This window comes from Pseudomonas syringae pv. tagetis, from assembly GCF_022557255.1.
GTDB lineage: Bacteria > Pseudomonadota > Gammaproteobacteria > Pseudomonadales > Pseudomonadaceae > Aquipseudomonas > Aquipseudomonas caricapapayae.
In genome coordinates this window covers 1,771,998-1,798,416 of record NZ_CP092923.1, presented here as the reverse complement: position 1 = coordinate 1,798,416, position 26,419 = coordinate 1,771,998, and the positions used below count along the sequence as shown (strand labels likewise).

Here is a 26,419-nt window from a genome sequence, read left to right as displayed (position 1 = left end):
ATCCAGCCACACACTCAATGACCGAAAGTGACAAGTTATTGATCCAAACGTGCAGCGGCACTTGGCAAGCGTCCGACGCCGCCCTACCCTAGTCGTCAATTTCCTGATGGCAGCTACCCGGCCTTTTTATGCGCAAACTCTTCGCCATCTGTCTGATTCTGCTCAGCGTAGCCAGCCTCGTCAGTTACGCAGTCTGGACCGGGCAACGCCCGGCGGGCCACTACCTGTCCGATCTGCGCATTCGCCTGGCGATCAATGAAGGCGAGCCCAGTGAACGCGGAAACCTGCTGGGCATCGAGCCGGAGCTGTTCCCCACTGACTATCAGAACACTGATCGACTGCACCGCAAGCTGGCCGCTTACCTGCAACAGGCCCGCAATTACGGACTGATCAACCGCAGAACGGTAGTGGTGTTCCCCGAGCATATCGGTACCTGGCTATTCGCCAGTGGCGAGAAGGATGAGCTTTATCAAGCTGCGACGGTAGACGAAGCAATGGACTGGCTGTCCTGGAGCAATCCACTGCAGTTTATCGTGGCCATGCTCGGTGCCGAAGGCAGAGACCGTGTCGACGACGCCCACCTGCGCCTAAAGGCGCAATCGATGGCGCGGGACTATCAGACACTGTTCGGCGGCCTGGCCAGAGAGTTCGGCGTAACACTGGTGGCTGGCTCGATTGTGCTGCCAGAACCAAGCATCGAAGGCGGTCAGCTGAAAATCGGTAAAGGCGCGCTCTATAACAGCAGCGTGACGTTCGGCAGCAATGGCCAACCGCTCGGTCAGCCACAACGCCAGCTCTATCCGGACCGCTATCAGAAACGTTACGTGCACACCAGGAGCGACGCGCCCTTGAATGTGCTCGACACACCTGCGGGACGTCTGGCCGTGCTGATCGGCAGCGACAGTTGGTATGCGGAAAACTACGCGCGCCTGAATCAAAGCGACGCACAGCTGATTGCGGTTCCCGCCTTTGTGATCGGCAAGGCCAGTTGGTCCGAACCGTGGCGCAAGCCCCGGCACTCGGGTATCGACATGGCGGCTGACACTACAAGCGAGGGCGAAGCCTGGCATCGTCTGACCCTCACAGGCCGTCCTGCGCAAAGCACTGCACAGGCCGGGGTCAGCGTGTTCATGCGCGGGCAGTTCTGGAATCAGGGTGTTGCCGGGCAGAGTTTTGCCAGCCACGCGGGCCAGACAATAGCCGATCCGTTACCGGAAAATGCTGCCGCTGGCGGCGCACGTCTGATCAATCTCTGGCTTTGACGATGCCGACATTGACCCTGCGCCTCGGTGACCTGTCAGTGGGTTTTATCCAGAGCCTGACCGATGCGGTCATCAGCTTCGACGAGAACCCTGATCCTCTACTGGAGCAGTATGGTCTTGACCCTATTCGCCTGAGTCAGGCCGGGGCGCGGTTATCGATCCCGCGTTACATGCGCCTGGGGCATGCCGCTATCCAGCTCACCGGCCAGCCTGGACTGGGGTTGCGCATGGGCCAGCTCAGTCGCTTCGCTCAGGCAGGTCTGGCGGGTGTCACCGCTGCGCAGGCACCCAACGTGCGCGAAGCCGCCCGCACCCTGATACGCTTCGAGCCCTTGTACGGGTCCAATTATCGCGGACAGTCGACTTTCCACGAGGATGCGTCAGGTGCCTGGATGCGATTTTATTCAATCAGCCCCTATAACGCCTACAACCGCTTTGTCGTGGACTCGATTCTGGCCGGCTGGCTGACTCAACTCTCGGCCCTGACGGGCACCGGACTGCGCGCTCAACGTATCGAAATCGAGTTTGAGGCGCCTGAGTACGCAGCGCAATACATCGCATTGAGCGATAACCCGGTGGTGTTTGGTGCAGCCACCAATCAACTGCGTCTGGATCAGACCAGCCTTGCGCTGCGCAATCCGGGCCATTGTCCAAGTACCTGGCGGCATCTGCTGCAATTATGCGAAACCGAGCTGGAGCAGCAGACCCGCACCCGCAGTCTCCGTGAACGCATCATCCAATTGCTCGGGCCGCTATTGAACGGCGGAAGGGAGCCGGATCTGGAAGAAGTGGCGGCAAGGCTCAAGCTGCCTACGTGGACGTTGCGCCGCAAGCTGGCCGAGGAAGGCACACGCTTTCGCACGGTGCTCAATGACACACGGCGTGATCTGGCAATGACGTATATTCGCGACACTGAACTGGCGTTCGGAGAGATCGCCTACCTGCTGGGGTTCGCTTCTGCCGAAGCCTTTCAACGCGCCTTCAAGCGCTGGAACGGACAGACTCCGGGAGAGTTCCGCCGCAGCCAGCGCCAAAGCGCATGACCCCGTTCATAACTCGGTAGCGTCGTCGGCAGGTTCTACCGGGTCCAGTTCAGATGCACGGTATTCAAGCAGTTCTTCCTGGTATTCGTCCATTTCTTCGCCCTCTTGGCTGATCAGGTGTGGCTGAGAATCAAGCTGAAATAACTGACCGCAAGATCAACATTAAAGTGCCAATGTGAAATAAAAATGTTGATTCCTGTCAAACAGACGAAAAAGATCGTGGCAGATTAAGCACGCGACCAGGCCCCTTGCCGGTCAAGCGCTATTGACTTGCAGGGTCGTGTCGACCTAACCTCCAGAGCATGAACCTCATCCAGCAAAACGTCGGCCAGATTATTATTACCGTCATTCCAGTCATGGCGGGTTAGCCGACGTTTGCAAAAAACCCGCCCTGGAGGCGGGTTTTTTCTGTCTCCTGGGCAACATTATCGAACCAGGAGTCAGACATGATCGTCATCCCTCGCTCTATCGCCCTTCTCGCCTCCTTTAGCCTGATTACCGGTCAGGCGAATGTACCGGCGTGCGCCGTGTATCGCGGAGCAGCGCATGAAGGAGCGATGCGATGAGTCAGGACCGGCACGATCTGCTCAACAACTATGCTCGCAAAATCCTCACCTCCCGCGTATATGACGTGGCCATCGAAACCCCGCTGCAGGGTGCTCGCCAACTGTCCGGACGGCTGGGCAATCAGGTGTTGCTCAAGCGCGAAGACCTGCAGCCGGTGTTCTCGTTCAAGATTCGCGGGGCGTACAACAAGCTGGCGCAACTGACCCCACAAGAGGCCGCATGCGGCGTGGTCACCGCTTCGGCGGGCAACCACGCGCAGGGCCTGGCGCTGGCAGCGCGTGAACTGGGCATTCTGGCCACCATCGTCATGCCGCGCACCACCCCGGAAATCAAGGTCGAGGGCGTGCGCTCACGAGGTGCCACAGTGGTGCTGCACGGCGATTCATTCCCCGAAGCGCTGGCTTACTCGCTGAAACTGGTCGATGAGCAGGGCTTCGTTTACATCCATCCCTATGACGATCCCGACACGATTGCCGGGCAAGGCACCGTGGCGATGGAAATCCTTCGTCAGCAGCCGGGCCGCCTGGACGCCATTTTCGTGCCGGTCGGTGGCGGCGGTCTGATTGCCGGTATCGCGGCTTACGTCAAATACCTGCGCCCGGAAATCAAGGTGATTGGTGTCGAACCGGACGATTCCAATTGCCTGCAGGCCGCAATGGCCGCAGGTGAGCGCGTGGTGTTGAACCAGGTAGGTCTGTTTGCCGATGGCGTGGCGGTGGCGCAGATCGGCCATCACACCTTTGAGGTGTGCCGTCATTATGTCGATGAAGTGATCACCGTCAGCACCGACGAGATTTGCGCTGCGATCAAGGATATCTACGACGACACCCGCTCGATCACCGAGCCTGCGGGCGCGCTGGGCGTGGCCGGGATCAAGAAATACGTCGAACAGCGCGGCATCAGCGGCCAGACGCTGGTGGCGATCGACTCCGGGGCCAACGTCAACTTTGACCGCCTGCGTCACGTTGCCGAGCGCGCCGAGCTGGGCGAAGGCCGCGAAGCGATCATTGCCGTGACCATCCCCGAGCAACCGGGCAGCTTCAAGGCGTTCTGCGAAGCCATCGGCAAGCGCCAGATCACCGAATTCAACTACCGCTACCACACCGACCGTGAAGCCCACATTTTCGTCGGCGTGCAGACCCATCCGGAGAACGACCCGCGCAGCGCGCTGATCACCAGCCTGACCGGCCAGGGTTTTCCGGTGCTGGACCTGACCGACAATGAACTGGCCAAACTGCACATCCGTCACATGGTCGGCGGGCATGCCGAGCGCGTCGACGATGAGGTGGTGCTGCGTTTCGAGTTCCCTGAGCGGCCGGGCGCGCTGTTCAACTTTCTCAACCGCCTGGGCGGGCGCTGGACCATCTCGATGTTCCATTACCGCAACCACGGCGCAGCCGATGGCCGCGTGGTTGCCGGGCTGGTCGTGCCCGAAGAGGAACGGCATCTGGTGGGGGCGGCGCTGGACGAGATTGGTTACCCGTACTGGGACGAGAGCGAGAACCCGGCGTACCGGTTGTTTCTGGGCTGAGGTCTCTACGCGGAGCGCTGGCACGATAGTTACAGCGCTATCGTTGCTCACGCTCCGTGTCACAAGAGAACACGGAGCGTCCAGACCGGCATGCCCACGCGGAACATGGGCACGATAGATATTCTCCGGACACCTGTGCCTATCGTACGCAAGCTCTGCGTACGCTGTTGAGACTGCCGTGCATGATCATGACAGCCATTATTGAGCGGGCGCAGCCTCGGTTGGCGTGACGCCTTCTGCTGGCTCGGCTGCCGGTGTTTCGACTGTTTCCGCCTTGAACGATGCAGGCTCGGCAGGTGCTGGCATGGGCTGGCTCACGGCGGGCGGCGCGGCCGGCTCTGCAGCGGGTTCAGCCTTGGCGGGCGACTCCTTTTCTGCTGGAGCCGGTTTGGCGCGCTCTTCGGCCGCCTTGCCTGGTTCGGCTGCGGCAGGGGCTACATCAGGAACACCGAGGTCGGCTTTTGGCTTCTCGACAATATGTGCAGCCTTTTTCACTTCCGGCGGCAGGAAATTCTCTACCAGGCCAAAAAAGCGCTCATAGAACTTCGCCGAGGAAACGGTTTCGCTGGCGACCTTGACCATCGAATCGTCCGTAGAGCCTATCGGCATCGAAACAGAGCCCAGCACACCGACCCCGAGGCTGGCCGAGTTATTGGTTTTCTTCAACGCATAGCGGTCCTGCAGGGCGTTGGCGAACATGGTTGAGCTGCCATCCTTCGCATCGGCGGCGCACACAAGATTGAAGCTGATCTCGATATGCGTGTCGCCGGTCTGTTGAAAGCTCTTGCGACCGGCAATCATCTTCGGGTCGCTGCTGGTGATGATATAACCCTGACTCAACAAGGCGCGCCGCCCCGCCTCACAATAAGCCAGGTCGGTCGCAGGATAGCTTCGGGAAAACGTCCCGGCATCATCGAAGTGTTCATGGTCGTAGACCGCCTGCTTCGGCGAGGAACAGCCAGCTGCCATCAACACGGCAGATATCCAGAATGCGGTACGAACGTTCAGTAGCTTAAACATCGAAAATCCTGAGGAAGGAAAAGACTGCCAGCAAGACTGCGAACTGGGAAATGGCGGTAAGTCTGCAACAAGGCCGACGCTGGATCAACGTACAGTTCAAAAGGATTTGAATACAACACGTGTTCAAGCGAACCAGGCCTGCTCGCGAGCCGACAAAACACAGGCAACAAAAAAGCGACCCTCAGGTCGCTTTTCTGTTTGCTTCAAGGAGTTCAAGGGCCTTGAAACTATGTATGGCGCAGCGGACGGGACTCGAACCCGCGACCCCCGGCGTGACAGGCCGGTATTCTAACCGACTGAACTACCGCTGCGTATCGCTGTAAACCTGTTTGAAACAAACTTTCGGTAGTCTGTTTCCTGTACACCTGACTGAAAACCCTTGGGCTTTTCAATCGCAAACCGGGAAAACCCGATCTGTACAAATATGGCGCAGCGGACGGGACTCGAACCCGCGACCCCCGGCGTGACAGGCCGGTATTCTAACCGACTGAACTACCGCTGCGCATTGTGGACTTGCGTCCGTGTAACTTTTGTAGAGTCACATTTGAAAGCCCTCGTACTTCAGCCTCCAAACTCAACGATGGTGGGTGATGACGGGATCGAACCGCCGACCCGCTGCTTGTAAGGCAGCTGCTCTCCCAGCTGAGCTAATCACCCTTTGCTTCGTTGAGGCCGCGAAATTTACGCACCTAACGAACCTAAGTCAATAGCCTGATTGAAGTTTTTTAAAAAACAGGCTCAATCGCAAAACCGCTACCACACATCAAAAGCACAACAAAGAGTCAATGTCGGCAGACTGCACAAAACTATTCGGCGTAGACCATCTTGCGTGTCATGCCGCCATCGACCACAAACTCCTGTCCGGTAACGAAACCGGCGTTTCTGGACAGCAGCCACGCCACCATCGCAGCAACGTCTTCCACTGTCCCTACCCTGCCGGCCGGATGCTGGGCATGATCGGTCTCGGACAACGGCTCGGCCTTGCGCAACGAAGGGTCACGCGCGTCGATCCAGCCCGGGCTGACGGCGTTGACACGGATCTCCGGCCCCAGACTGATCGCCAGCGCGTGCGTCAGCGCCATCAGGCCGCCCTTGCTGGCCGCATAAGCTTCGGTATCGGCTTCGGACTGGCGGGCGCGAGTGGACGTCAGGTTGACGATACTGCCGCAGTGCGCACGCAGGTAAGGCGCGCAATGCTTGGCCAGCAGCATCGGGCCACCGAGGTTGACGGCCAGCACACGGTTCCAGTGCGACAGTTCGAGGCTTTCCAGCGTGGTGTTGTGCGGATCGGCGACCGCGGCATTGCACACCAGGGCGTCCAGACGCCCAAATTGCCGGAGCACTTCGGCCACGCCCGCTGAAACCTGCTCTTCACTGGCCACATCCATGGCGATGAACAAGGCGTTTTCACCCAGCGCACCCGCCACTTTAGAACCTCTTGCACGGTCCAGGTCAGTCAGCACCACTTGCCAGCCCTCGGCAATCAGCCACGCTGCGATGCCGAGACCGATGCCGCGAGCGGCACCGGTCACCAGAGCGACACGACCGTTGTGAGTGCTGGCAAACTTCAACGCCCACTCACCGCCCACCTCGCCACCGGCCCCGTCACGCGCCTTGTCGCTCACAACGCCGCCAGGCCGCGAGAAAGGTCGGCCTGCAGGTCAGCCACGTCTTCCAGCCCCACTGCAACCCGAATCAGGCTGTCGCGAATACCCGCCGCTTCGCGCTCCTGCGGCGCCAGGCGGCCATGAGAAGTGGTGCTAGGGTGAGTGATCGTGGTTTTACTGTCGCCCAGATTGGCTGTAATCGAGATCAGTCGCGTGGCATCGATGAAGCGCCATGCGCCATCCTTGCCACCCTTGACCTCGAAACTCACCACTGCGCCAAAACCCTTTTGCTGACGTAGAGCCAGCTCATGCTGCGGATGGCTCTTCAGCCCTGCGTAATGAACCTTTTCGACACCGTCCTGCTGCTCAAGCCACTCGGCCAGCGCCTGGGCATTGGCGCAGTGAGCGCGCATCCGCAAATTAAGGGTTTCGAGCCCCTTGAGGAAGATCCACGCATTGAACGGGCTAAGCGTCGGCCCGGCCGTACGCAGGAAACCGACCACTTCCTTCATCTGCTCGCTGCGACCGGCAACCACGCCGCCCATGCAACGACCCTGGCCGTCGATGAACTTGGTGGCCGAGTGCACAACAATGTCCGCACCCAGCAACAGCGGCTGCTGCAAGGCGGGTGTACAGAAACAGTTATCGACGATCAGCATCGCGCCTTTGGCATGCGCAATTTCAGCCAGTGCAGCGATGTCGACCAGCTCGGCCAATGGATTGGACGGGGATTCGACAAACAGCATTTTGGTGTTGGGCTTGATCGCCGTGTCCCAGCCAGCAAGATCTGCAAGCGGAACGTAGTCCACCTCGATGCCAAAGCGCTTGAAGTACTTGTCGAACAGGCTGATGGTCGAACCAAAGACACTGCGTGACACCAGAACATGGTCCCCGGCACTACACAGGCTCATCACCACCGCCAGGGTCGCTGCCATACCGGTGGCCGTGGCGACGGCCTGCTCGGCACCTTCCAGCGCAGCAATGCGCTCTTCGAAAGAACGCACAGTCGGGTTGGTGTAGCGCGAGTAGACATTGCCCGGCACCTCGCCTGCAAAACGCGCGGCCGCATCGGCGGCCGTGCGAAATACGTAGCTGGAGGTAAAGAACATGGGATCACCATGCTCACCTTCCGGGGTGCGGTGTTGCCCGGCACGTACGGCAAGGGTATCGAAACCCACGCCCTCAAGGTCGCTGTCCAGCCGACCTGCATCCCATTCCTGAGTCATGCCGCCCACTCCTTGTCCAATTAGTTGTTGTACAGATCGATGATCGCGCTCACGGCCTGAGTCTTGATCTTGGAGGCGTCGTTACGCGCGCTCTCGATCCTGTTCAGATAATGCTCGTCGATGTCGCCGGTCACGTACTTGCCGTCGAAAACCGAACAATCGAAGTTGTCGATCTTGATTTTCTTGCTGCCACTGACCGCCTCGATCAGGTCATTCAGATCCTGATAGACCAGCCAGTCGGCACCGATGAGGTCGGCAACGTCCTGAGTGGTACGGTTGTGAGCGATCAGCTCGTGAGCGCTCGGCATGTCGATGCCATAGACGTTGGGGTAGCGCACGGCCGGGGCCGCCGAACAGAAATAGACATTCTTGGCACCGGCTTCGCGGGCCATCTGGATAATCTGCTTGCAGGTCGTACCACGCACGATGGAGTCATCCACCAGCATCACGTTCTTACCGCGGAATTCCAGTTCGATCGCGTTCAGCTTCTGGCGCACGGACTTCTTGCGCGCTGCCTGACCCGGCATGATGAAGGTCCGGCCGATGTAACGGTTCTTGACGAAACCTTCGCGGAACTTGACACCCAGATGGTTGGCCAGTTCAAGCGCAGCGGTACGGCTAGTATCCGGAATCGGGATGACCACGTCGATGTCGTGATCAGGACGTTCGCGCAGGATCTTGTCGGCCAGCTTCTCGCCCATGCGCAAACGCGCCTTATAGACCGAGATACCGTCGATGATGGAGTCCGGACGTGCCAGGTAGACGTGTTCGAAAATGCACGGCGCATACCTGGGGTTGGCCGCACACTGACGGGTGTGCAGCTTGCCGTCTTCAGTGATGTAGACCGCTTCGCCCGGTGCCAGGTCGCGAATCAGGGTAAACCCCAGCACGTCCAGCGACACGCTTTCCGACGCGATCATGTACTCGACACCTTCGTCGGTATGACGCTGGCCGAATACGATGGGACGAATGGCGTCCGGGTCGCGGAAACCGACGATGCCATAACCGGTGATCATGGCCACGACCGCGTAACCACCACGGCAGCGATTGTGCACGTCGGTTACTGCCGCGAAGATGTCCTCTTCGGTCGGCTGCAACTTGCCACGCACGGCGAGCTCATGGGCGAACACGTTGAGCAGCACTTCCGAATCGGAATTGGTGTTCACATGGCGCAGGTCGGATTCGTAAATCTCCTTGGCCAGTTGCTCTACGTTGGTCAGGTTGCCGTTGTGCGCCAACGTGATGCCGTAAGGCGAGTTGACGTAGAACGGCTGAGCCTCGGCCGATGTCGAGCTGCCCGCAGTGGGATAGCGCACGTGACCGATGCCCATGTGCCCGACCAGCCGCTGCATATGGCGTTGATGGAACACATCGCGCACCAATCCATTGTCCTTGCGCAGGAATAACCGGCCATCATGGCTGGTCACGATACCGGCAGCGTCCTGGCCGCGGTGCTGGAGGACGGTAAGCGCGTCATACAGCGCCTGATTGACGTTCGACTTGCCGACGATACCGACGATGCCACACATGCGACACAACCCCTACTTAGTGGAACTGGATTTACCGAGCACATCCTGCGGCATTGTAGACGGCAGGATCTGTTCCTTGAACGGCATATCAGCGGGTACGCTGATGCCGCTGGCGAGCCACTTGCTGGACATCCCGAGAATCAGGTTTTTCGACCAGTCAGCGACCATGAGAAATTGCGGCACCAGCCTGGACTGCTGCCACCATTGATCCTGTTGCACCGGACCCAGGCTCAACAGCCCTACCGCCACAACGACAAGCAGGCCTCCGCGTGCTGCGCCGAAGACCATGCCGAGAAAACGATCGGTCCCGGAAAGCCCGGTGACACGAATCAGCTCGCCTATCAGAAAATTGACCATGGCGCCTACCAGCAAGGTGGCGACAAAAAGAATGGTGCAGCTCGCAATCACGCGGGCCGAGGGTGTTTCTATGTAATTGACCAGATACTGCGACAGCCCTGCGCCAAACATCCAGGCCACAACACCTGCAATGATCCACGTCGTCAACGACAATGCTTCTTTTACGAAGCCGCGTTTCAGACTGATCAGGGCGGAGATGGCGACAATTCCCAGAATTGCCCAGTCAACCGGAGTAAATGGCACGTTGCAGCCTGCAGACGGATAAGGCGGCGCATTTTAGCAGAGCGCCCGCCTGCCGGTAAGCAGGGATTACCGGCGCGAGGCATTTTCCTTTGACGTAAAGGCACAAGGTGCCGAACGGTCAGCCCCGTTCAGGCTGAAAGCGCACCACAATACCCTTGAGCTTTTGCTGCTTGTCGAGCTGATCGCGCAGCCGGTCAGCCTCGGCGCGCTCGATGAGCGGGCCGACAAATACCCGATTAACGCCATCGGCAGTGCGAATGTAGGCGTTGTAGCCCTGCGTTCGCAGGGTCTTTTGCAGATTGTCGGCATTGGCACGGTTGGACATGCTTGCCAACTGCACCGACCAGTTGATCGACAGACCATTGGCGTCGACGCCAGCAGGAGCCGCAGGTTTCGTAGGGACCGCAGCTGTCGCTGGTGCAGGTGCAGGTGCAGGTGCAGGTGCAGGTTTGGCAGCAGGCTTCGAAGCCGGGGCGCTAGCAACCGGAGGCGCAGCGGGTACGCTCGGGGCGGGCGCGATCGGCGTGGATGGCGGCTGGCTGCTGCTCATGTCATCGTCATTCGGCACCGGCTCCTGGGGCAGGGCCTGAGGCTCCGGAACAGGCACTGGATCGACCCGAACCTGCGAGGCAGAAGGTGCCTGGGGTGCGGACGGTGCCTCGACCTGCACCTGGCGCGTTTCATCTTCACGCGTGAAGAGCATGGGAAGAAAGATCACCGCCACGGCGATCAGCACCAGCGCTCCAACCATCCGCTGCTTGAATACGTTATCCAGCAAAGCCATTTGCAGCGTCCTCATCGGTGTACCGGGCCAACCACTCCAGGGCCTCGGCAACACAGTAAAATGATCCGAACAGCAGTATCTCGTCATCGGGCGTGGCATGCGCGCACTGAGCCTCCAGCGCCAACGCAACACTCTGATAGGACGTCACGCGAGCGCCAAGGTTCTGCAAGGCCGAATGCAACTCTTCTGCCGGACGACTGCGCGAGGTAGGCAGCGGTGCTACAGCCCACTCATCGATAAACGGCACCAGATGCGCGACAACACCGTCAAGGTACTTGTCACTCAGCAGACCAAACACCGCGCGACGTTTGCCGACAACCGGCTGACGCGCCAGACACTGCCCCAGAAATTGAGCAGCATGGGGGTTGTGCCCGACGTCCAGAAGCACCCCGAGCTGCTTGCCGTGCCAACTGACGGTTCTGCGATCGAGTCGACCGGCAAGCCGGGTCCGGACCAGAACCTGCGCTATGGCATCCAGTTGCAGTGGATACCCCAGCAAGGCAAACGCCTGAAGCGCCAACGCTGCATTCTGCATGGGCAGGTCCAGCAGCGGCAGACCGCGCAGTTCGACTTGCTCGCCATGAGCGACACCACGCCAGTCCCAGCTGTCATTGCCTATGGCAAGGTCGAAATCCTGACCACGTATGAGTAACGGGGAGCCCAACTCGCGAGCCTTGGCCAGCAGCGGCTCCGGCGGTGCCGGATCGCCGCACAGCGCAGGGCAGCCCGGGCGGAAGATCCCTGCCTTCTCGAAGGCCACCGACTCACGGGTATCACCCAGATACTCGGCATGATCGACACCGATACTGGTTACCAGCGCGACATCTGCATCGACAATATTTACCGCATCCAGACGCCCGCCCAGACCGACCTCCAGGACGACTGTATCCAGCCCGGCCTGCTCGAACAGCCAGAATGCCGCCAGCGTGCCCATTTCGAAGTAAGTCAGGGTGACATCGCCACGTGCCGCTTCGACCGCAGCGAACGCATCGCATAATTCGAGATCGGTTGCTTCGACGCCCTGCACTTTCACTCGCTCGTTATAGCGAATCAAATGCGGTGAGCTGTAGACACCGACTTTAAGGCCCTGAGCCTGCAACAAGGCTGCGACAAAGGCACAGGTCGATCCTTTGCCGTTGGTGCCTGTCACGGTGATCACCCGACGTGCCGGGCGTGTCAACCCCAGTTGCAGCGCCACCTGTCGGGAACGATCCAGCCCCATGTCGATGGCAGACGGATGCAATTGTTCCAGGTAAGAGAGCCAGTCGCCCAGGGATGTAAATGTCATAGGCTGGTCGGTGCCGGTGGGACGACGATAGGCTCGATGACGGGTGCTACAAAGCGAGGCGTAGGCAGGTTCATCATTTGAGCCAGCAGGTTGCCCAGACGCGGACGAAGCTCGCTACGCGAGACGATCATGTCGATAGCGCCGTGATCCAGCAGGAACTCGCTGCGCTGGAAGCCCTCAGGCAGTTTCTCGCGAACGGTTTGCTCGATGACGCGAGGGCCGGCGAAACCGATCAACGCCTTGGGCTCGGCAACGATAACGTCACCCAGCATGGCCAGACTGGCGGAAACGCCGCCATAGACGGGGTCGGTCAACACCGAGATAAAGGGCAGCCCTTCTTCGCGAAGACGCGCAAGAACCGCCGAGGTCTTGGCCATCTGCATCAGCGAGATCAGCGCTTCCTGCATGCGCGCACCGCCCGAAGCAGCGAAGCAGATGAACGGGCAACGGTTTTCCAGGGCGTAATCGGCTGCACGCACGAAGCGCTCGCCGACAATGGCACCCATCGAACCGCCCATGAACGAGAACTCGAACGCCGAGGCGACCACCGGCATGCCCAACAGCGTGCCGCTCATGGAAATCAGCGCGTCCTTTTCGCCCGTCTGCTTCTGCGCAGCGGTGAGACGGTCCTTGTATTTCTTGCCGTCGCGGAATTTCAAACGGTCGACCGGCTCAAGATCGGCACCCAGCTCTTCGCGCCCTTCGACGTCCAGAAAAATGTTCAGGCGTGCGCGTGCGCCGATGCGCATGTGGTGATTGCACTTGGGGCAGACGTCCAGGGTCTTCTCCAGCTCCGGCCGATACAGCACCGCCTCACAGGACGGGCATTTGTGCCAGAGGCCTTCGGGAACCGAGCTCTTCTTGACCTCGGAACGCATGATCGATGGGATCAGTTTGTCTACCAACCAGTTGCTCATGCTTTATATCTCCAGTACCGGTGTGGCTCGAACGACTGGCAGTCAACACGCCAATCGCATGCCCTCAGATAAATTCGTGTATGGACGATGATGAAGGATAGCGATCGACCCAGGGCCGGACCTGCGCATCCCTCATCCCGATTTTTCACAACGACGGCGTTGCGCATCGGCACCACCGCTTACTTGATTCGACCCGCATGCCTCATGGCAGGGACAGGCTTATGGACGGCGGCCGACAGGCAACCGTCACATCAGGTGCCGTGCACCGCACTCATGAACGCAAGGATCTTTTCCCGATCCTTGATGCCCTTGCTCTTTTCGACACCACCGCTGACATCTACAGCGTAGGGCCGTACTTGGGCAATGGCCTGCGCCACGTTGGCCGACGTCAGACCGCCAGCCAGAATCACCGGCTTGTCCAGATCGCCAGGAATCAGCGCCCAATCGAAGGTTTCGCCGGTACCACCGGGGACCCCCTCTACATAGGTGTCGAGCAGCACGCCTCGCGCATTGCGATAGCTGCGACAAGCCTGGGCGATATCATCACCCGCCTTGACCCGCAGGGCCTTGATATAAGGGCGATGGTAGCCATCGCATTCATCCGGCGTTTCATCGCCATGAAACTGCAGCATGTCCAGTGCAACCGCATCCAGCGTCTCGTTGAGCTCGCAGCGACTGGCGTTGACGAACAGTCCGACAGTGGTGATAAAAGGCGGCAGCGCGGCAATAATGGCACGAGCCTGCAACACCGTCACCGCACGCGGACTTTTGGGATAGAACACCAGGCCAATTGCATCGGCTCCTGCCTCGGCAGCAGCCAGAGCATCTTCTATGCGGGTAATCCCACAGATCTTGCTGCGAACGGCTGACATGTTGTGAGTAACCTCAGACCTTTCGGAAAGTCCCGGATGTTAGCAAATGCTGCTCGGGACGTCAGCCGTCCAGTTCCGCAAAGCCAGTAAGAAAGTGCGGACCGATGAAGCGCTCGGGCAGCGGAAACTCATCACGGTATTCGACCTGCACAAGATACAGCCCGTAAGGATGAGCCGTCACACCGCCGGTGCGTCGAACCCGGCTTTCCAGCACATCACGGGCCCACTCGACCGGACGCTCTCCGGTACCGATGGTCATCAAGACGCCAGCGATGTTGCGCACCATATGGTGAAGGAAGGCATTGGCGCGCACATCGATTACGATCATCTTGCCGTGACGGGTCACGCGCAGATGGTGGAGCTGCTTGACGGGCGACTTGGCCTGGCACTGTCCAGCGCGAAAAGCACTGAAATCGTGGGTACCGACCAGGTACTCGGCTGCCTGTGCCATGCGCTCGACATCCAGCGGCCGGTGGTTCCAGGTAATCTCCTGATTCAGGTGCGCCGGGCGAATCTGGTCGTTGTAGATCACGTAGCGATAACGACGAGCGATGGCCTTGAAACGCGCATGAAACGTGGCAGGCATGACCCTGGCCCAGGTCACACTGACGTCATGGGGCAGATTGATATTTGCGCCCATGACCCACGCCTTCATGGAGCGCTCGGCCTGGGTATCGAAATGCACCACTTGCCCGCAGGCATGCACGCCAGCGTCCGTACGCCCAGCGCACATCAATGAAACCGGTGACGCAGCCACCTTCGACAGAGCGTCTTCCAAGGTTTCCTGCACAGTCAGCACACCGGACGCCTGGCGTTGCCAGCCGCAATAGCGCGAGCCCTTGTATTCAACGCCCAGCGCGATTCGGGAAAAGCCCTCGGCCGCCATCTCGGCGGCCGGGTTATCTATGTTCGCCAAAGTGGTACAGCCTGTCGGTTCGCGAAAAGTCGGTCATTATACGGTCGCAAAAAAAACACGCTACTCAAGCCGGACAACTGAAATGCAAACGGCCGCGTATGCGGCCGTTTGCAGGTTGCCCAAGTCGAATCAGGCCAGCCGCGAAAGCATCTCCCGCGCTTCGCTTTTCTGCCCGTCATCGCCCTCGGTGACCACCTCGTCCAGAATATCCCGGGCGCCGTCTGCATCACCCATGTCGATATAGGCACGTGCCAGGTCGAGCTTGGTCGCCGCCTCGTCAGTACCGGCCATGAAGTCGAAGTCAGGCTCCTCATCCAGTGCCGCTGCATCTTCGGCTGTGAACCTTGGCTCATCGAGCGGCGGGTGCTCGAGATTCTGCGACAACCGGTCAAGCTCGGCGTTGACGTCATCGATTTCGGTGGCGAATGCCTGACTTGCCTGATCGGTTTCAATCTCGTCAGCCAGCGAAAGATCAAAATCTTCCGGCAACTCCAGGTCGTCACTGATTGGCGGCGCAGACGGGGTTTCGCCCAGATCAAGCGGATCACTGCCAAGCCCCAGCAGGAAGTCATCTTCATTCTTGAGCGCCGGATCTTCCTCGGACAGGTCCAGGTCGAAATCGGCAAGGTCCTCCGGCGTTGCAGCTGCGCGGGCCTCCTCCTGCTGCTGCATGATCGATTCAAAGCTCAGCGGCTCATCATCCGCTGCTGCTGAGACCTTCGGCTCGTCCAGCATCAAGTCATCGAGATTATTCACCGTGGCGACTTCAGGCGTGGACGTTTCTTCGAACTCGTCCAGGCTCAAGTCAAAATCGTGATCGAACGGATCTTCCTCTGCGGGCTGAGCGGCCAATGGAGTAACGATCTCAGGTTCAGGCTCGGGATCCGGCGTAGCCGCAATTTCAGGTTCAGGCTCAGCCTTTTGCTCTGCCGAGTCGTCGGCCAGCAGTTCTTCGACATATTTGGCATCAAGCTCTGCTGCCAGGGCAGCGGCACTGGCCGCTGCAGCCCCTGCGGCCACCGCAGGGGCAACCGACGCGGTTGCAGATTCAGAAGCCAGCGGTGCGGCAACAGGTGCCACAGGCTTCAGGGTCGAGTTGAATTCTTCCTGCTGCTCGACCTCAGCTTCACGCTTTCCCGCTGCCACCAGTTTACGCTCGTGCGCGGCATAGGCTTTGTTGTTGCCCTGCTCGGCGTAGATTTCCATCAGTTTCAGGCGAATATCATCGCGCTTCGGATCTTCCTTGACGGCTTCCTCAAGCAGCTCGACAGCCTGGTTCATGCGGCCGTAAGCAATATGAATCTCGGCCTGAAGCAGCGGATCGGCAGGACGTTCGCGAGCAGCGGTTGCGGCGGCTGCGGCAGCCCCCATGCGCACGTTGGGTGGCGGCACATCAAGACCATCGAAGCTGGCTGGCGGTGCGTTCATGTCCATGTCTGAAACAAAATCTGACTCTTCAGCCAGCGCACGCGCCATGCGCTTGTGCTTCTCGGCCTCAGCCTTCGCAGCGCGACGACGCGCCAGGAACAACAGCAGCAAGGCCAGAATCAACAATACAGCGCCGCCGATCAAGCCAAGCAGTACCGGGTTGTCGAGGATTTTCTGCAGCGCATCCTGGTCTTCTGCAGGGGCAACCGGCTCCACGGCCAACGGCTGATCGGCCGCCGGGGTCGCAACCTCGGCGGCACCTGCCGGCAATGCATCTTCCGGAGCGATCTCGCCAGCCGGTTTGACCGGAGTACCGTTGGCATCCACAAGCGATGCGGGCACTGCCGCATTGGCAGGCGTCGCAGCTTCCGGGGTGGCAGCAGCCGAAGCAGGAGGCACGGCAGCACCGGCTGCCTGCATTTTGGCCAACTGACCGTTTTTCAGTTCGATAATACGCTGCAGCTTGTCAAGCTGGCTTTGCAGGTCGTTCATGCGGCTTTTCAGCTCGGCATTGTCACGACGCGTGGTGTCCAGTGCTTCCTGAGCCACCGCCAGCTTGTTGCCAAGATCACTGTCGCCCGCTGCGCCTTTTGCCGCAGGCTTGCCGCTGGCCGAAACCAGGCTCAGGTTGTCGGAAGTTTCAACCCTGGAAGGTGCCGCGCCAGCACGGTCACGACGAGTGGCGTCGACTTGACGTGTGCCGGCAGGCAGACGACGGCCTTCACGCCAGGCGCTGTATTGCCGGGAAACTTCCGCAACTGCCTGCGGTTGTGGCAGCGCGGCGGTTTGCTGAGGCGTCGGAAGGCGCAGCACCTGCCCCTTCTTCAAGCGGTTGATATTGCCGCCGATGAAGGCCTCCGGATTGAGTGCCTGTATCGCCAGCATGGTTTGCTGAACGGTTCCGCCATTACGCACTTTGGCGGCAATTTCCCACAAAGTGTCGTTATTGGCGGTGACGTATTGCGCCGGCTTGTCTGCAGCTGGCGGCGGCAATGCAGTTGCATTGTCCGCAGGCGCTGGGGCTTCGGGCGTGGGAGCCTCTGCCGAAGGCGCTACCGTTGCCAGTTGTGCGGGTGCTGCAGCTGGGGCCGGAGCGGCTGCCGCTGCGGCTGCCTCGGGAGAAAATTTTGGCGGGTCGAGCAAAAGACTGTATTCACGCAGCAGCCGACCGTTTGGCCAGAGCACCTGAACCAAGAACTTTACGTAGGGTTCACGCACCGGTTTGCTGGAGGTAATGCGCAGAACGCTCTTGCCGCTGGCGTTGATAACCGGGGTAAAGGTGAGGTCGTTAAGAAACGCCTGACGGGTAACGCCCGCCTGAGCGAAATCCGCGGTGGTTGCCAGACTGGGCACAACTTGCGTTGCATTGAGCCCCTGTGCTTCGGTCAACTCGATTTCCGCTACCAAAGGCTGATACAGGGTCGACTTGACCGACAATTCCCCGAGTCCCAGCGCCTGCGCCATACCCGATGACAGCGCTGAAGCCGCAGCGATTGCTAATACCAGTTTACGAACCTGAACCATAGCCCATCCCTTGTTTAAAGATTCCCCGATATCCGGAGAGGTAGTCCTGCAGTTGGGTGTAAGGCGTATCGCCGCTAAAACAATTATTCAAATAGTTGCCAAGTATCTTTTACACATAGTCTTTTATCAACAATTCGCCAACCTGGACAGCATTCAGCGCAGCACCCTTTCGCACATTATCCGATGTCAGCCACAGATTGAGCTGCTCCGAATCGTCAGTGCCCGACCGAACCCGCCCCACATAAACCACGTCCTGACCCACAGCATCACCCACCGCGGTAGGGTAATCGCCGGCATCGACCAGCTCGATCCCGGCTGCAGACTCGAGCGCGGCATTGATCGCTGCCACGTCGACCGGGCCGGCGGTGCGCAACGCTACGCTGAAGCTGTCACCAAAGAACACCGGCACCTGAATGCAGGTAGCTGACACTTTGAGCGACGGCAGCGCCAGCAGTTCGCGTATTTCTTCGACCAGACGCTTTTCAAGCGGCAAGTGCCCCGACTCGTCAGGCGTGCCCACCTGGGCCAGTACATTGAATGCCATCTGACGATCGAAAAAGCGTGTTTCCAGCGGACGGACATTCAGCAGCTCGGTAGTCTGGCGCGCCAGCTCGCTGACGCCTTCGCGGCCCAGTGCAGATACAGCCAGACACGCTGTTACCGTCACGGACTGGATATCGATCAGCGTACGCAGTGGCGCAAGAGCCAATGCAACCGCAGTGGCAGAAGCGCTCGGGCTGGCCACCAGACAGGGTGCGACGCCGTAGCTGTGCAAAAGCGTAGCATTTATTTCAGGCACGACATTCGGGGCCTGCGCAAACGGAAAGGCGCCCGACAAATCCACGACTGAGCAGCCCGCCGCTACGGCCTTGTCGGCGTAACTGCGACTGACGGCCGGGCCGGCAGCAAAGAACGCCATACGCACCGTGCCGAAGTCGAAACTGTCGACTTCGCGTACGCGCACATTCTTGCCCCGAAACGGCACCGAGTGGCCAGCAGACTCGATACTTGCCAGCAGGTGCAGATTGCCCACCGGGAAATTGCGCTCCTCGAGCACCTGGACAATGGTTTCGCCGACAGTACCGGTTGCGCCGACGACGGCGATATCAAAGGACTGGCTCATGCAAAAACCTCAGGAAAATCAGGGAGCGGCACTTTAACTGCCGCACTGCCGACAGGCAATTCAAGCCGGAAAATAGCCGTGTCGTTCAAGGCTCGAGCCCCACCGGGAAAAATACGCCGTGGCTCCAGACCCCCAGCCAGCGCTCTCCATCGATCTCGCGGGAAACCGCCAGCTCGACCAACTGATAGAAAACATTGCGATGAATCAGCGCCTCAAGATTGCTCCGTATATGGATATACGGCGCTGGCTCCTGAGTATCGGGGTTTGTGACAACGCGCAGAGGGTGCTCCGGCCCTGCTTCAGCCTGATCTTCGACGTTGGTCAGGAAACGCAGCACCTGACCTTCGCCCTCGCCCAGGACCTCAAGGCTAACGGCGACAAAGGGCGCGTCATCAACCCTGATGCCGACCTTCTCGACGGGGGTAATGAGAAAATAGTCATCGCCGTCACGGCGCATGATGGTCGAAAACAGCCTGACCATTGGTTTACGGCCGATCGGCGTACCCTGGTAGTACCAGGTGCCATCGCGGGCGATGCGCATGTCGATATCGCCACAGAAATCCGGATTCCACAGATGAACAGGCGGCAACCCCTTGGTTTTGGGGATCTGTGCAAACAGGTCACCCGCCTTGTTTGAATCGGTCACTCCACTCTCCTGACGCGGGCTTTAACGTTCGACGCCCAATAAAGTACGAGCGTAGTCCTCAAGAGGCGGACCCAGCAAATCCTCGGGACTTTTGTCGTAAAGCGTCAGCAATCCGCCACGGCTGCGAATGCGCGCGCTGTCGATAAGATAGCGGGTGCTGGTTTCGATCAACATCAGTTGAATGACGCCGCTGTCGACGCCCAGGCGGTCCACCGCTTCCTGATCAGACCACTGATCGCCATTGCCAATACGGTCATCGGCCTTGGCAAAACGGGTATAGAGCAAATAATGTGCGCCTGCGCTGCGCGCCTCGATCATGGCTTCATCCAGCCCCATGGGCCCTCTGGCACGGCGGACCATCGGGAAGTATTCGACAAAGCCCTTGAAAGCCTCCTCGGCCACCACATTGGGTCGCGGGTAAGCATTACCCGGCGGAACGAAGGCACCCTGCGCGATATAAATAAACGAGTCGGGCTGCACGCGCCAGTTGGCAGTACGGCGGGTGTCACTATGATCGAGCAGCCCTGCATCGCTGAATTGCTCGCGAACACCTTCACCCATGTCACTGACTTTCATGCAGCCGCTCAGCGCCAACAGCGCGAGCAGCAGAACCAGGCTACGCATTATCCCCTCCCAAATACCGGTGACGGAAAACCGGCGAATGGTCGTCGGATGCAGCTTCCGCGCCATCTCTGACGCAGCCGGCGCCAAAGCCTTGAAGCGAGCGTTCAAGACCCGAACGGGGTCTTATTCGGCGGAGGGCTCGGGCTTGAGCCTGGGCTCGGCAGTGACATCGACATCACGCTTGCGCTTGTTGCCCATGCGTACGCCAATGTCCATCAGGAAGTGGAAAAAGCCTTCCTGATCTTCCAGCACATTGCTCCAGAACGGCGAGTGGTACAACGCAACTGCGCCGTGCACCAGCGCCCACGCAGCACAGTAGTGGTAATAAGGCGGGACATCTTCAAGCTTGCCTTCGGTAATGCGCCCCTTGATCAGCAGTGTCAGGTGTTCGAAGTTGGAGGCGCGGATCTTGTGCAGTTCTTCGACCAGTTCGGGCACCTGATTGCCCTTGACCACTTTTTCTTCCAGTCGGTCAAACAGACGATAGCGCTGCGGATCACGCATGCGGAACTCAAAATAGGCACGCGAGAGCGCTTCCTTGTCCTTGTCGACATCGGCGGAATGCAGCAGCGCGTTCAGGTCCCGCTCGTAATCGAGCATCAGGCGCAGATAGATCTCTGCCTTGGACTTGAAGTGCTTGTAGATGGTGCCTTTGCCAATGCCGACAGCGTCCGCGATCATCTCGACAGTGACGCTGTCTTCGCCCTGCTCCAGGAACAGCTTTAGCGCGGTGTCGAGAATTTCCTGCTCGCGGCGGCGAAATTCACGGACCTTACGAGGTTCTTTCTGCATAGAGAGGTCTGTCAGGATCGAAATCGAAGCCGGGTATTATGCCCAATCGGCGCTAAATTGCACGGATCATCCTTACTTGTCGACCTATACGAACGAATCGGGCTAGAAAAATCTGCCGGTTGTCGACAACCCGGTAAAGCGGATACCGGACGGCACGCTAAGACGCAGGCCCCACCGGTGCTGCAACGACAAACTCCAGATACCCCGTGATCACCACATACAGCGTGAAATAGGCAAAGATGAGCGCAGAGGCAATGTAAGACCAGCGCAGCATCCGCTCGCCCATGAAACGCCCGCCCTGGTGTGCCAGCGCGCACAGCGAAATCGACCAGACCACGCCCGCTGCGACGAACCCCGCGAGGAAGGTCGAGGCACTGGCGAGATCAGAGCCCTGCCGGGCAATCAGCGCACCGCCGACGGCAGCAAACCAGAGAATGGCGCTGGGTGAAGACATCGCCAGAAAAATCCCGCGCAGGAACAATGCCAGGCTGGACTTTTCCGAGTGAACGTCCTGATTCTCCAGACCAGCGCTGACCGTAGTAGCACTCATGACCATCCTGAAGCAGAACCACGCCAGCACGGCCGTACCGCCAAGCCAGAGCACGTAGCGTACAGCTTCGTATTGCAGCAACACCGCCATGCCGAGCATGGCCAGAATCGCGTAGGCCAGGTCGCCGACACAGGTTCCCAGCCCCAGCCATAAGCCCTTGGAAAAACCGCGCTGCATGGACAGCGTAATCATCGCTATGTTTGCTAGACCGATGTCCAGGCACAACGACAGACTCAATAGAAAACCGTTGGAAAACTCCACCCGACAACTCCGGCCAGACACTGAATAACGCTTGGTATGCCCGATCTATCGGCGCACACGGGCAACATTGATACAACCGCCTTGCATCCGGTTCGGCAAAAAAACGCCTGTAGAGGACTCAAGAATCGCTTTAGTATTCCAAAACTGTTTAAAAAACGACCAAAAGAGACTGGACGGTGCGCCATGCTGAGCAATACTTAACCCGCTGACGCGTCATCATTCCCCAAATGACTCGCCAGTAAAGGTGCCGAGGGACCAGCGTGCCTTTGTTTTACTCCTAATGGTCTTAACCCGGCTTCACCCCCCAGAATCCGGGTTTTTTTTGCCTGCGATTTGCTTTTGCACCGACCTGTAGGCCAATCAGCGCTGAACATGTGCCAGCGGGAACAGGCGAGCGAAGTTGGCAGTGGTCTGCTCGGCAAAACGCTCGTAGGACTCGCCTCGCAGCATCGCGAGAAATTCGGCAACTTCACGCACATACTGCGGCAGATTCGGCTTGCCCCGATAAGGGATAGGCGCAAGGTAAGGCGAATCGGTTTCAACCAGCAGCCGGTCTGCAGGGACTTGCCTTGCAACATCCCGCAATGCGTCGGCATTGCGAAAGGTCACGATGCCGGACAGCGAGATGTAATAGCCCAGGTCCAGCGCAGCCCTGGCCATGTTCCAGTCTTCGGTGAAGCAATGCAGGACGCCTGCCTGTGGCAGTGCTGCCTCACCCAGAAGGCTCAATGTATCGGCGCGTGCGCCACGGGTATGGATGATCACCGGTTTACCCGTGACACGAGCTGCCTCAAGGTGCAACCGGAAAGAAGCCTGCTGCAGCTCGGCGGCCTCGGGCTCGTAGTGATAGTCCAGACCGGTCTCGCCGATCGCCACCACGCGCGGATGGTCCAGCTCCTTGAGCAACCAGTCCAGAGGGGGCATTTCACCCGGCTTGACGTCCAGCGGATGGATGCCTACCGAGCAGTCGACGTCGGCGTAGCGTTCGGCGAGCGCTTTGACTGCGCCGGCATTGTCGGCGCTGACACCGATGCAGAGAAAGTGCCCGACGCCCCTGCCCCGCGCGGCGTCAAGGGCGGCATCCAGAGAACCATCGTGCAGGGCGAGGTCAAGGCGATCGAGGTGACAATGGGAATCTACGAGCATGGGTTAAAACACAACTACATCGTATGGGTTGGACGATCGGACTTGAGAGCACCGACCAGATGAGTTTCGATCAGATTACGTGCGGTATTGTCGCCGTCATTGAATTGCACGCCGACACCGGCAGTCCGATTGCCCTGCGCGCCTTTTGGCGTAATCCAGGCGACGCGGCCGGCCACCGGAACCTTTTCCGGCTCGTCCATCAGGTTGAGCAGCATGAACACCTCATCACCCAGCTTGTAGCTTTTGCTGGTGGGAATGAACAGCCCGCCGTTTCTGATGAAAGGCATGTAGGCAGCGTAAAGGACGGATTTGTCCTTGATGGTCAGGGACAGAATGCCATTACGTGGACCTGTGTTCAGCGGCAGACTCATGACAACACCTCAACGGTTCCGGATAACGCAGAGTCTACGCCTGTCCTGGCAGGCCTGCCCACTGCACCAGCAATGCTTCAAGCAGCAAGACCCGATTGAGATTGGCCTTGGACATGACTTTTTGTCGCTGCGCCAGAATCCAGTCCTGAATATCCAGCACTTTGGCGCGAGAGGATTTCTGTGCCAGGTACTGAACGACCTTGCGCATGTCGCCAAGACCAAGGCCTTCTTCATCCTGCGTCATCTGATAGCGCAGGATAAGGTGCGACCAGTCGCAGAACCAGTCGAACAGCAGTAAAAGCGGAATATCCTTCCAGCCCTCGGCCAATTGAGTCGCCGATTGCTGTTGCTTGAGCAGCTTCTTGACACCGTCCACCACCTGCGCGCGTTGCTCGCGAACGCCTTGCGTATGGAGCGCCACGGCCGCCAGCGGCGATCCGGCCGCCAGCGTCAGCAACTCAAAACGCTCGTCCTGCGTGCAGTCAGGCAAGGCATTGCTCAGCCAGTCCAGGCTCATCTGCTCGCCTGGCAGCGGGCAAGCCTGCTGAACACAGCGGCTCTTGACCGTCGGCAGCAACCGGCTCGGCTGATGACTGACCAGCAACAGAACGGTATTGCCCGAAGGCTCTTCCAGACTTTTCAGCAAAGCATTGGCAGCGTTGATGTTCATTGCCTCTACCGGCTCGACGAGCACCACCTTGCGACCGCCCATCTGTGCGGTCTGCACGACAAAGCTGACCAGATCACGCACCTGATCGACCTTGATCGGCTTGTCCGCCTCTTCCGGCTCCAGGACATAATTGTCCGGGTGGCTGCCAACTGCCAGTAAAAGGCAGGACTTGCAATGCCCGCAGGCCTCAAGCCCTTCGGGGGCCTTGCACAGCAGGCTGGCCATCAGGCGTTCGGCCAATGCCCGCTTGCCGATGCCGGCCGGACCGTGCAACAGATAGGCATGCGCGTGCTGGGCACGACCGGCCATTTGTTGCCAGAGCGATGCCTGCCAGGGGTAGGCTTCAGCCACGTCGCAGCTCCAGCAACCGAGGCAGTAATGTATCCAGGGAAGCCTGCACGTTGGCAAGTGTCTGTGCGGCGTCTACCAGTCGATAACGTGCAGGATCAGCTTTCGCCCGCTCCAGATACGTTGTGCGCACTGCGTCGAAGAACACTCTGCCTTCCTGTTCGAATCGATCCAGTCGGCCGCGTGCAGCGGCGCGTGACAGACCGATTTCCACCGGCAGGTCGAACACCAGCGTCAGATCAGGGCGCAGATCGCCTTGAACAAACTGCTCCAGCGCCGCAATACGCTGATGGGACAAACCGCGACCGCCGCCTTGATAAGCGTAGGTTGCATCGGTAAACCGGTCACAAAGCACTACCTCGCCACGCGCCAGCGCAGGACGAATGACCTCAGCCAGGTGCTGTGCACGCGCAGCAAAGACCAGCAGCAACTCGGTGTCGGCGCTCATGGTTTCGTCACTGGGGGCCAGCAGCAGCTCGCGAATGCGCTCGGCCAACGGAGTACCGCCCGGCTCTCGGGTCAGCAATACCTCAACACCCTGTGCGCGCAGCTGTGCGGCCAGGTACTCGCGATTGGTGCTTTTGCCAGCACCTTCAGGGCCTTCCAGGGTGATAAACAAGCCAGTCACAGGCAATCCTTAATAGTCATCATTGCTCATTCGGCTCGGGCTGCGGCGCATCAAGTGTGGTTGCAGGTTCGGGCTCGGAAGCGGGCGAGTCGGCTGACGGAGGCGTCGTAACAGGTGCCGGGCTGGAGCGATAATCGGCACGGCGCTTGAGCTGGTAATCACGCACAGCTGCGTTATGGGCATCCAGGTCGTCAGAGAACACATGGCTGCCGTCCCCCTTGGCAACGAAATACAGGCTGCTGCCCGCAACCGGGTTGAGTGCGGCATGAATCGCTTCTCGCCCCACCAGCGAGATAGGTGTCGGCGGTAGACCCGCTATCACGTACGTATTGTAAGGCGTGGCTTCCTTGAGGTTGGCGCGGGTCAACTTGCCGTTGTAGCGCTCGCCCATGCCATAGATCACGGTCGGGTCAGTCTGCAATTGCATGCCCAGTTTAAGACGCCGTACAAACACGCCGGCAATCTGCCCGCGCTCCTGAGGCACACCGGTTTCCTTCTCGACCAGCGAAGCCATGATCAGGGCCTGATAGGGGTTCGAATAAGGGGCCTCTGACGATCTGGCGTTCCATTCTTCATCCAGTACCTCCTCCAGACGGCCGTAAGCCTGCTTGAGCAATTCCGCATCGGTCATGCCACGCACATAGCGATAGGTGTCAGGAAAGAAACGGCCTTCAGGGAATACGTCGGGATGGCCGATTTTTGCCATCAGTTCGCTGTCGGACAAGCCTGCCAGCGTCTGATCGAGCTTGACCTGCCTGGCCAGCGCGGCCCGCACCTGGCGGAAATTCCAGCCCTCGACCAGCGTCAGGCTGTATTGCACGACTTCCTTGCGCTTCCAGATATCGAACAGACCTTTGACGTTCATGCCTGGCACCATGCGGTACTCGCCGCTGTGCAAGGCTTGCCCCGACAAATTGAAGCGCCAGTAGAGACGCAACCAGAAAGCATCCTTGATGACACCATCGGCCTGCAGCCGATTGAGCACACCAGTCGGCGTCGAGCCGGCCGGAACATCCAGCAACTGCTCCTGCGCCACTTCAAGCGGCTGGTTCAGCGCCTGATATTGCTGCCAGAACGCAAGGCCGAGCAGCAGCCCCGCCAGAACGACAGCTGTTTCCAGCAACACCAATATTTTTCGGATCACAA

At 59.4% G+C, this 26,419-nt stretch carries 24 protein-coding genes and 3 tRNA genes; 3 read left to right on the top strand and 24 right to left on the bottom strand.

Going from position 1 to position 26,419, the window contains the following annotated elements; all coding sequences use genetic code 11:
- The first annotated feature begins 128 nt into the window (after window positions 1–128).
- From MME58_RS08165 to ilvA, 3 genes are all read left to right on the top strand, one after another.
- Window positions 129–1,262: a nitrilase-related carbon-nitrogen hydrolase gene (locus MME58_RS08165; protein ID WP_054984185.1), complete on the top strand. Its 1,134-nt coding sequence runs from the start codon at window positions 129–131 to the stop codon at window positions 1,260–1,262.
- 2 nt (window positions 1,263–1,264) lie between these two features.
- A complete protein-coding gene (locus tag MME58_RS08160; RefSeq protein ID WP_055005556.1) occupies window positions 1,265–2,305 on the top strand; it encodes an AraC family transcriptional regulator in 1,041 nt (346 codons plus the stop codon).
- Between the two features lie 562 nt (window positions 2,306–2,867).
- Window positions 2,868–4,403: a threonine ammonia-lyase, biosynthetic gene (ilvA, locus tag MME58_RS08155; protein WP_277623055.1), complete on the top strand. Its 1,536-nt coding sequence runs from the start codon at window positions 2,868–2,870 to the stop codon at window positions 4,401–4,403.
- A gap of 198 nt (window positions 4,404–4,601) precedes the next feature.
- Here the strand turns inward: ilvA and MME58_RS08150 are convergent, their stop codons facing one another.
- From MME58_RS08150 to mltG, 24 genes are all read right to left on the bottom strand, one after another.
- A complete protein-coding gene (locus MME58_RS08150; RefSeq protein WP_055006635.1) occupies window positions 4,602–5,423 on the bottom strand; it encodes a DUF2242 domain-containing protein in 822 nt (273 codons plus the stop codon).
- Window positions 5,424–5,657: 234 nt separating this feature from the next.
- Window positions 5,658–5,734, bottom strand: a tRNA-Asp gene (locus MME58_RS08145).
- Between the two features lie 114 nt (window positions 5,735–5,848).
- Window positions 5,849–5,925 (bottom strand) — tRNA-Asp (locus MME58_RS08140).
- Window positions 5,926–6,004: 79 nt separating this feature from the next.
- Window positions 6,005–6,080: transfer RNA gene (locus tag MME58_RS08135), tRNA-Val, on the bottom strand.
- A 149-nt stretch (window positions 6,081–6,229) separates the two neighbouring features.
- On the bottom strand, window positions 6,230–7,048 hold the full coding sequence (locus MME58_RS08130; protein WP_055007245.1) for an SDR family oxidoreductase: 819 nt from the start codon (window positions 7,046–7,048) through the stop codon (window positions 6,230–6,232).
- Window positions 7,045–8,256 carry an O-succinylhomoserine sulfhydrylase gene (locus MME58_RS08125; protein ID WP_054984662.1) on the bottom strand — a complete coding sequence of 404 codons (1,212 nt, stop codon included), beginning with the start codon at window positions 8,254–8,256 and terminating at the stop codon, window positions 7,045–7,047. The genes MME58_RS08130 and MME58_RS08125 overlap by 4 nt, the downstream gene beginning before the upstream one ends.
- Before the next feature lie 20 nt (window positions 8,257–8,276).
- Window positions 8,277–9,785: an amidophosphoribosyltransferase gene (gene purF / locus MME58_RS08120; RefSeq protein ID WP_055007244.1), complete on the bottom strand. Its 1,509-nt coding sequence runs from the start codon at window positions 9,783–9,785 to the stop codon at window positions 8,277–8,279.
- A 12-nt stretch (window positions 9,786–9,797) separates the two neighbouring features.
- Complete coding sequence (locus MME58_RS08115) at window positions 9,798–10,385, bottom strand: CvpA family protein (RefSeq protein ID WP_003318487.1); 588 nt, start codon at window positions 10,383–10,385, stop codon at window positions 9,798–9,800.
- A 118-nt stretch (window positions 10,386–10,503) separates the two neighbouring features.
- A complete protein-coding gene (locus tag MME58_RS08110) occupies window positions 10,504–11,169 on the bottom strand; it encodes an SPOR domain-containing protein (RefSeq protein WP_055007243.1) in 666 nt (221 codons plus the stop codon).
- Window positions 11,153–12,457 carry a bifunctional tetrahydrofolate synthase/dihydrofolate synthase gene (gene folC, locus MME58_RS08105; RefSeq protein WP_055007242.1) on the bottom strand — a complete coding sequence of 435 codons (1,305 nt, stop codon included), beginning with the start codon at window positions 12,455–12,457 and terminating at the stop codon, window positions 11,153–11,155. The genes MME58_RS08110 and folC overlap by 17 nt, the downstream gene beginning before the upstream one ends.
- Entirely contained in the window at window positions 12,454–13,374 is a 921-nt protein-coding gene (gene accD / locus MME58_RS08100) for an acetyl-CoA carboxylase, carboxyltransferase subunit beta (RefSeq protein ID WP_054984658.1), read from the bottom strand. Before accD ends, folC begins: the two co-directional genes overlap by 4 nt.
- Window positions 13,375–13,625: 251 nt before the next feature.
- Window positions 13,626–14,246 (bottom strand): phosphoribosylanthranilate isomerase, encoded by a 621-nt coding sequence (locus MME58_RS08095; RefSeq protein ID WP_054984657.1) that lies wholly within the window; start codon window positions 14,244–14,246, stop codon window positions 13,626–13,628.
- A gap of 61 nt (window positions 14,247–14,307) precedes the next feature.
- On the bottom strand, window positions 14,308–15,132 hold the full coding sequence (gene truA, locus MME58_RS08090) for a tRNA pseudouridine(38-40) synthase TruA (protein WP_054984666.1): 825 nt from the start codon (window positions 15,130–15,132) through the stop codon (window positions 14,308–14,310).
- 159 nt (window positions 15,133–15,291) lie between these two features.
- A complete protein-coding gene (locus tag MME58_RS08085; protein ID WP_055007241.1) occupies window positions 15,292–18,114 on the bottom strand; it encodes a FimV/HubP family polar landmark protein in 2,823 nt (940 codons plus the stop codon).
- A gap of 109 nt (window positions 18,115–18,223) precedes the next feature.
- A complete protein-coding gene (locus MME58_RS08080) occupies window positions 18,224–19,237 on the bottom strand; it encodes an aspartate-semialdehyde dehydrogenase (RefSeq protein ID WP_054984655.1) in 1,014 nt (337 codons plus the stop codon).
- An 85-nt stretch (window positions 19,238–19,322) separates the two neighbouring features.
- Window positions 19,323–19,883, bottom strand: coding sequence for a DUF1285 domain-containing protein (locus MME58_RS08075; protein WP_054984654.1), 561 nt, complete (start codon window positions 19,881–19,883; stop codon window positions 19,323–19,325).
- A gap of 21 nt (window positions 19,884–19,904) precedes the next feature.
- The gene (locus MME58_RS08070) at window positions 19,905–20,507 is read right to left on the bottom strand and encodes a DUF4823 domain-containing protein (RefSeq protein WP_054984653.1); all 603 of its coding nucleotides are present in this window, start codon (window positions 20,505–20,507) and stop codon (window positions 19,905–19,907) included.
- 123 nt (window positions 20,508–20,630) lie between these two features.
- Complete coding sequence (locus tag MME58_RS08065) at window positions 20,631–21,299, bottom strand: TetR/AcrR family transcriptional regulator (protein WP_054984652.1); 669 nt, start codon at window positions 21,297–21,299, stop codon at window positions 20,631–20,633.
- Between the two features lie 157 nt (window positions 21,300–21,456).
- Window positions 21,457–22,110, bottom strand: coding sequence for a LysE family translocator (locus MME58_RS08060; RefSeq protein WP_054984651.1), 654 nt, complete (start codon window positions 22,108–22,110; stop codon window positions 21,457–21,459).
- 360 nt (window positions 22,111–22,470) lie between these two features.
- Entirely contained in the window at window positions 22,471–23,256 is a 786-nt protein-coding gene (locus MME58_RS08055; protein ID WP_055007240.1) for a TatD family hydrolase, read from the bottom strand.
- 14 nt (window positions 23,257–23,270) lie between these two features.
- Window positions 23,271–23,627 carry a PilZ domain-containing protein gene (locus MME58_RS08050; protein ID WP_002552698.1) on the bottom strand — a complete coding sequence of 119 codons (357 nt, stop codon included), beginning with the start codon at window positions 23,625–23,627 and terminating at the stop codon, window positions 23,271–23,273.
- Window positions 23,628–23,661: 34 nt separating this feature from the next.
- On the bottom strand, window positions 23,662–24,648 hold the full coding sequence (locus tag MME58_RS08045; RefSeq protein WP_055007239.1) for a DNA polymerase III subunit delta': 987 nt from the start codon (window positions 24,646–24,648) through the stop codon (window positions 23,662–23,664).
- Window positions 24,641–25,273: a dTMP kinase gene (gene tmk, locus MME58_RS08040; protein ID WP_054984647.1), complete on the bottom strand. Its 633-nt coding sequence runs from the start codon at window positions 25,271–25,273 to the stop codon at window positions 24,641–24,643. Before tmk ends, MME58_RS08045 begins: the two co-directional genes overlap by 8 nt.
- A gap of 19 nt (window positions 25,274–25,292) precedes the next feature.
- Complete coding sequence (gene mltG / locus MME58_RS08035; RefSeq protein WP_054984646.1) at window positions 25,293–26,417, bottom strand: endolytic transglycosylase MltG; 1,125 nt, start codon at window positions 26,415–26,417, stop codon at window positions 25,293–25,295.
- Window positions 26,418–26,419 lie beyond the last annotated feature (2 nt).

Excerpts from the sequence above, each read along its gene's own strand:
- MME58_RS08165 (WP_054984185.1), top strand. The coding sequence starts at position 129 with ATGCGCAAACTCTTCGCCATCTGTCTGATTCTGCTCAGCGTAGCCAGC.
- MME58_RS08125 (WP_054984662.1), bottom strand. The coding sequence starts at position 8,256 with ATGACTCAGGAATGGGATGCAGGTCGGCTGGACAGCGACCTTGAGGGC.
- ilvA (WP_277623055.1), top strand. The coding sequence starts at position 2,868 with ATGAGTCAGGACCGGCACGATCTGCTCAACAACTATGCTCGCAAAATC.
- MME58_RS08085 (WP_055007241.1), bottom strand. The coding sequence starts at position 18,114 with ATGGTTCAGGTTCGTAAACTGGTATTAGCAATCGCTGCGGCTTCAGCG.
- folC (WP_055007242.1), bottom strand. The coding sequence starts at position 12,457 with ATGACATTTACATCCCTGGGCGACTGGCTCTCTTACCTGGAACAATTG.
- MME58_RS08070 (WP_054984653.1), bottom strand. The coding sequence starts at position 20,507 with ATGCGTAGCCTGGTTCTGCTGCTCGCGCTGTTGGCGCTGAGCGGCTGC.
- MME58_RS08065 (WP_054984652.1), bottom strand. The coding sequence starts at position 21,299 with ATGCAGAAAGAACCTCGTAAGGTCCGTGAATTTCGCCGCCGCGAGCAG.
- MME58_RS08150 (WP_055006635.1), bottom strand. The coding sequence starts at position 5,423 with ATGTTTAAGCTACTGAACGTTCGTACCGCATTCTGGATATCTGCCGTG.
- accD (WP_054984658.1), bottom strand. The coding sequence starts at position 13,374 with ATGAGCAACTGGTTGGTAGACAAACTGATCCCATCGATCATGCGTTCC.
- MME58_RS08110 (WP_055007243.1), bottom strand. The coding sequence starts at position 11,169 with ATGGCTTTGCTGGATAACGTATTCAAGCAGCGGATGGTTGGAGCGCTG.
- MME58_RS08080 (WP_054984655.1), bottom strand. The coding sequence starts at position 19,237 with ATGAGCCAGTCCTTTGATATCGCCGTCGTCGGCGCAACCGGTACTGTC.
- purF (WP_055007244.1), bottom strand. The coding sequence starts at position 9,785 with ATGTGTGGCATCGTCGGTATCGTCGGCAAGTCGAACGTCAATCAGGCG.
- truA (WP_054984666.1), bottom strand. The coding sequence starts at position 15,132 with ATGGCGGCCGAGGGCTTTTCCCGAATCGCGCTGGGCGTTGAATACAAG.
- MME58_RS08095 (WP_054984657.1), bottom strand. The coding sequence starts at position 14,246 with ATGTCAGCCGTTCGCAGCAAGATCTGTGGGATTACCCGCATAGAAGAT.
- MME58_RS08160 (WP_055005556.1), top strand. The coding sequence starts at position 1,265 with ATGCCGACATTGACCCTGCGCCTCGGTGACCTGTCAGTGGGTTTTATC.
- MME58_RS08055 (WP_055007240.1), bottom strand. The coding sequence starts at position 23,256 with ATGCTCGTAGATTCCCATTGTCACCTCGATCGCCTTGACCTCGCCCTG.
- MME58_RS08050 (WP_002552698.1), bottom strand. The coding sequence starts at position 23,627 with ATGAGTCTGCCGCTGAACACAGGTCCACGTAATGGCATTCTGTCCCTG.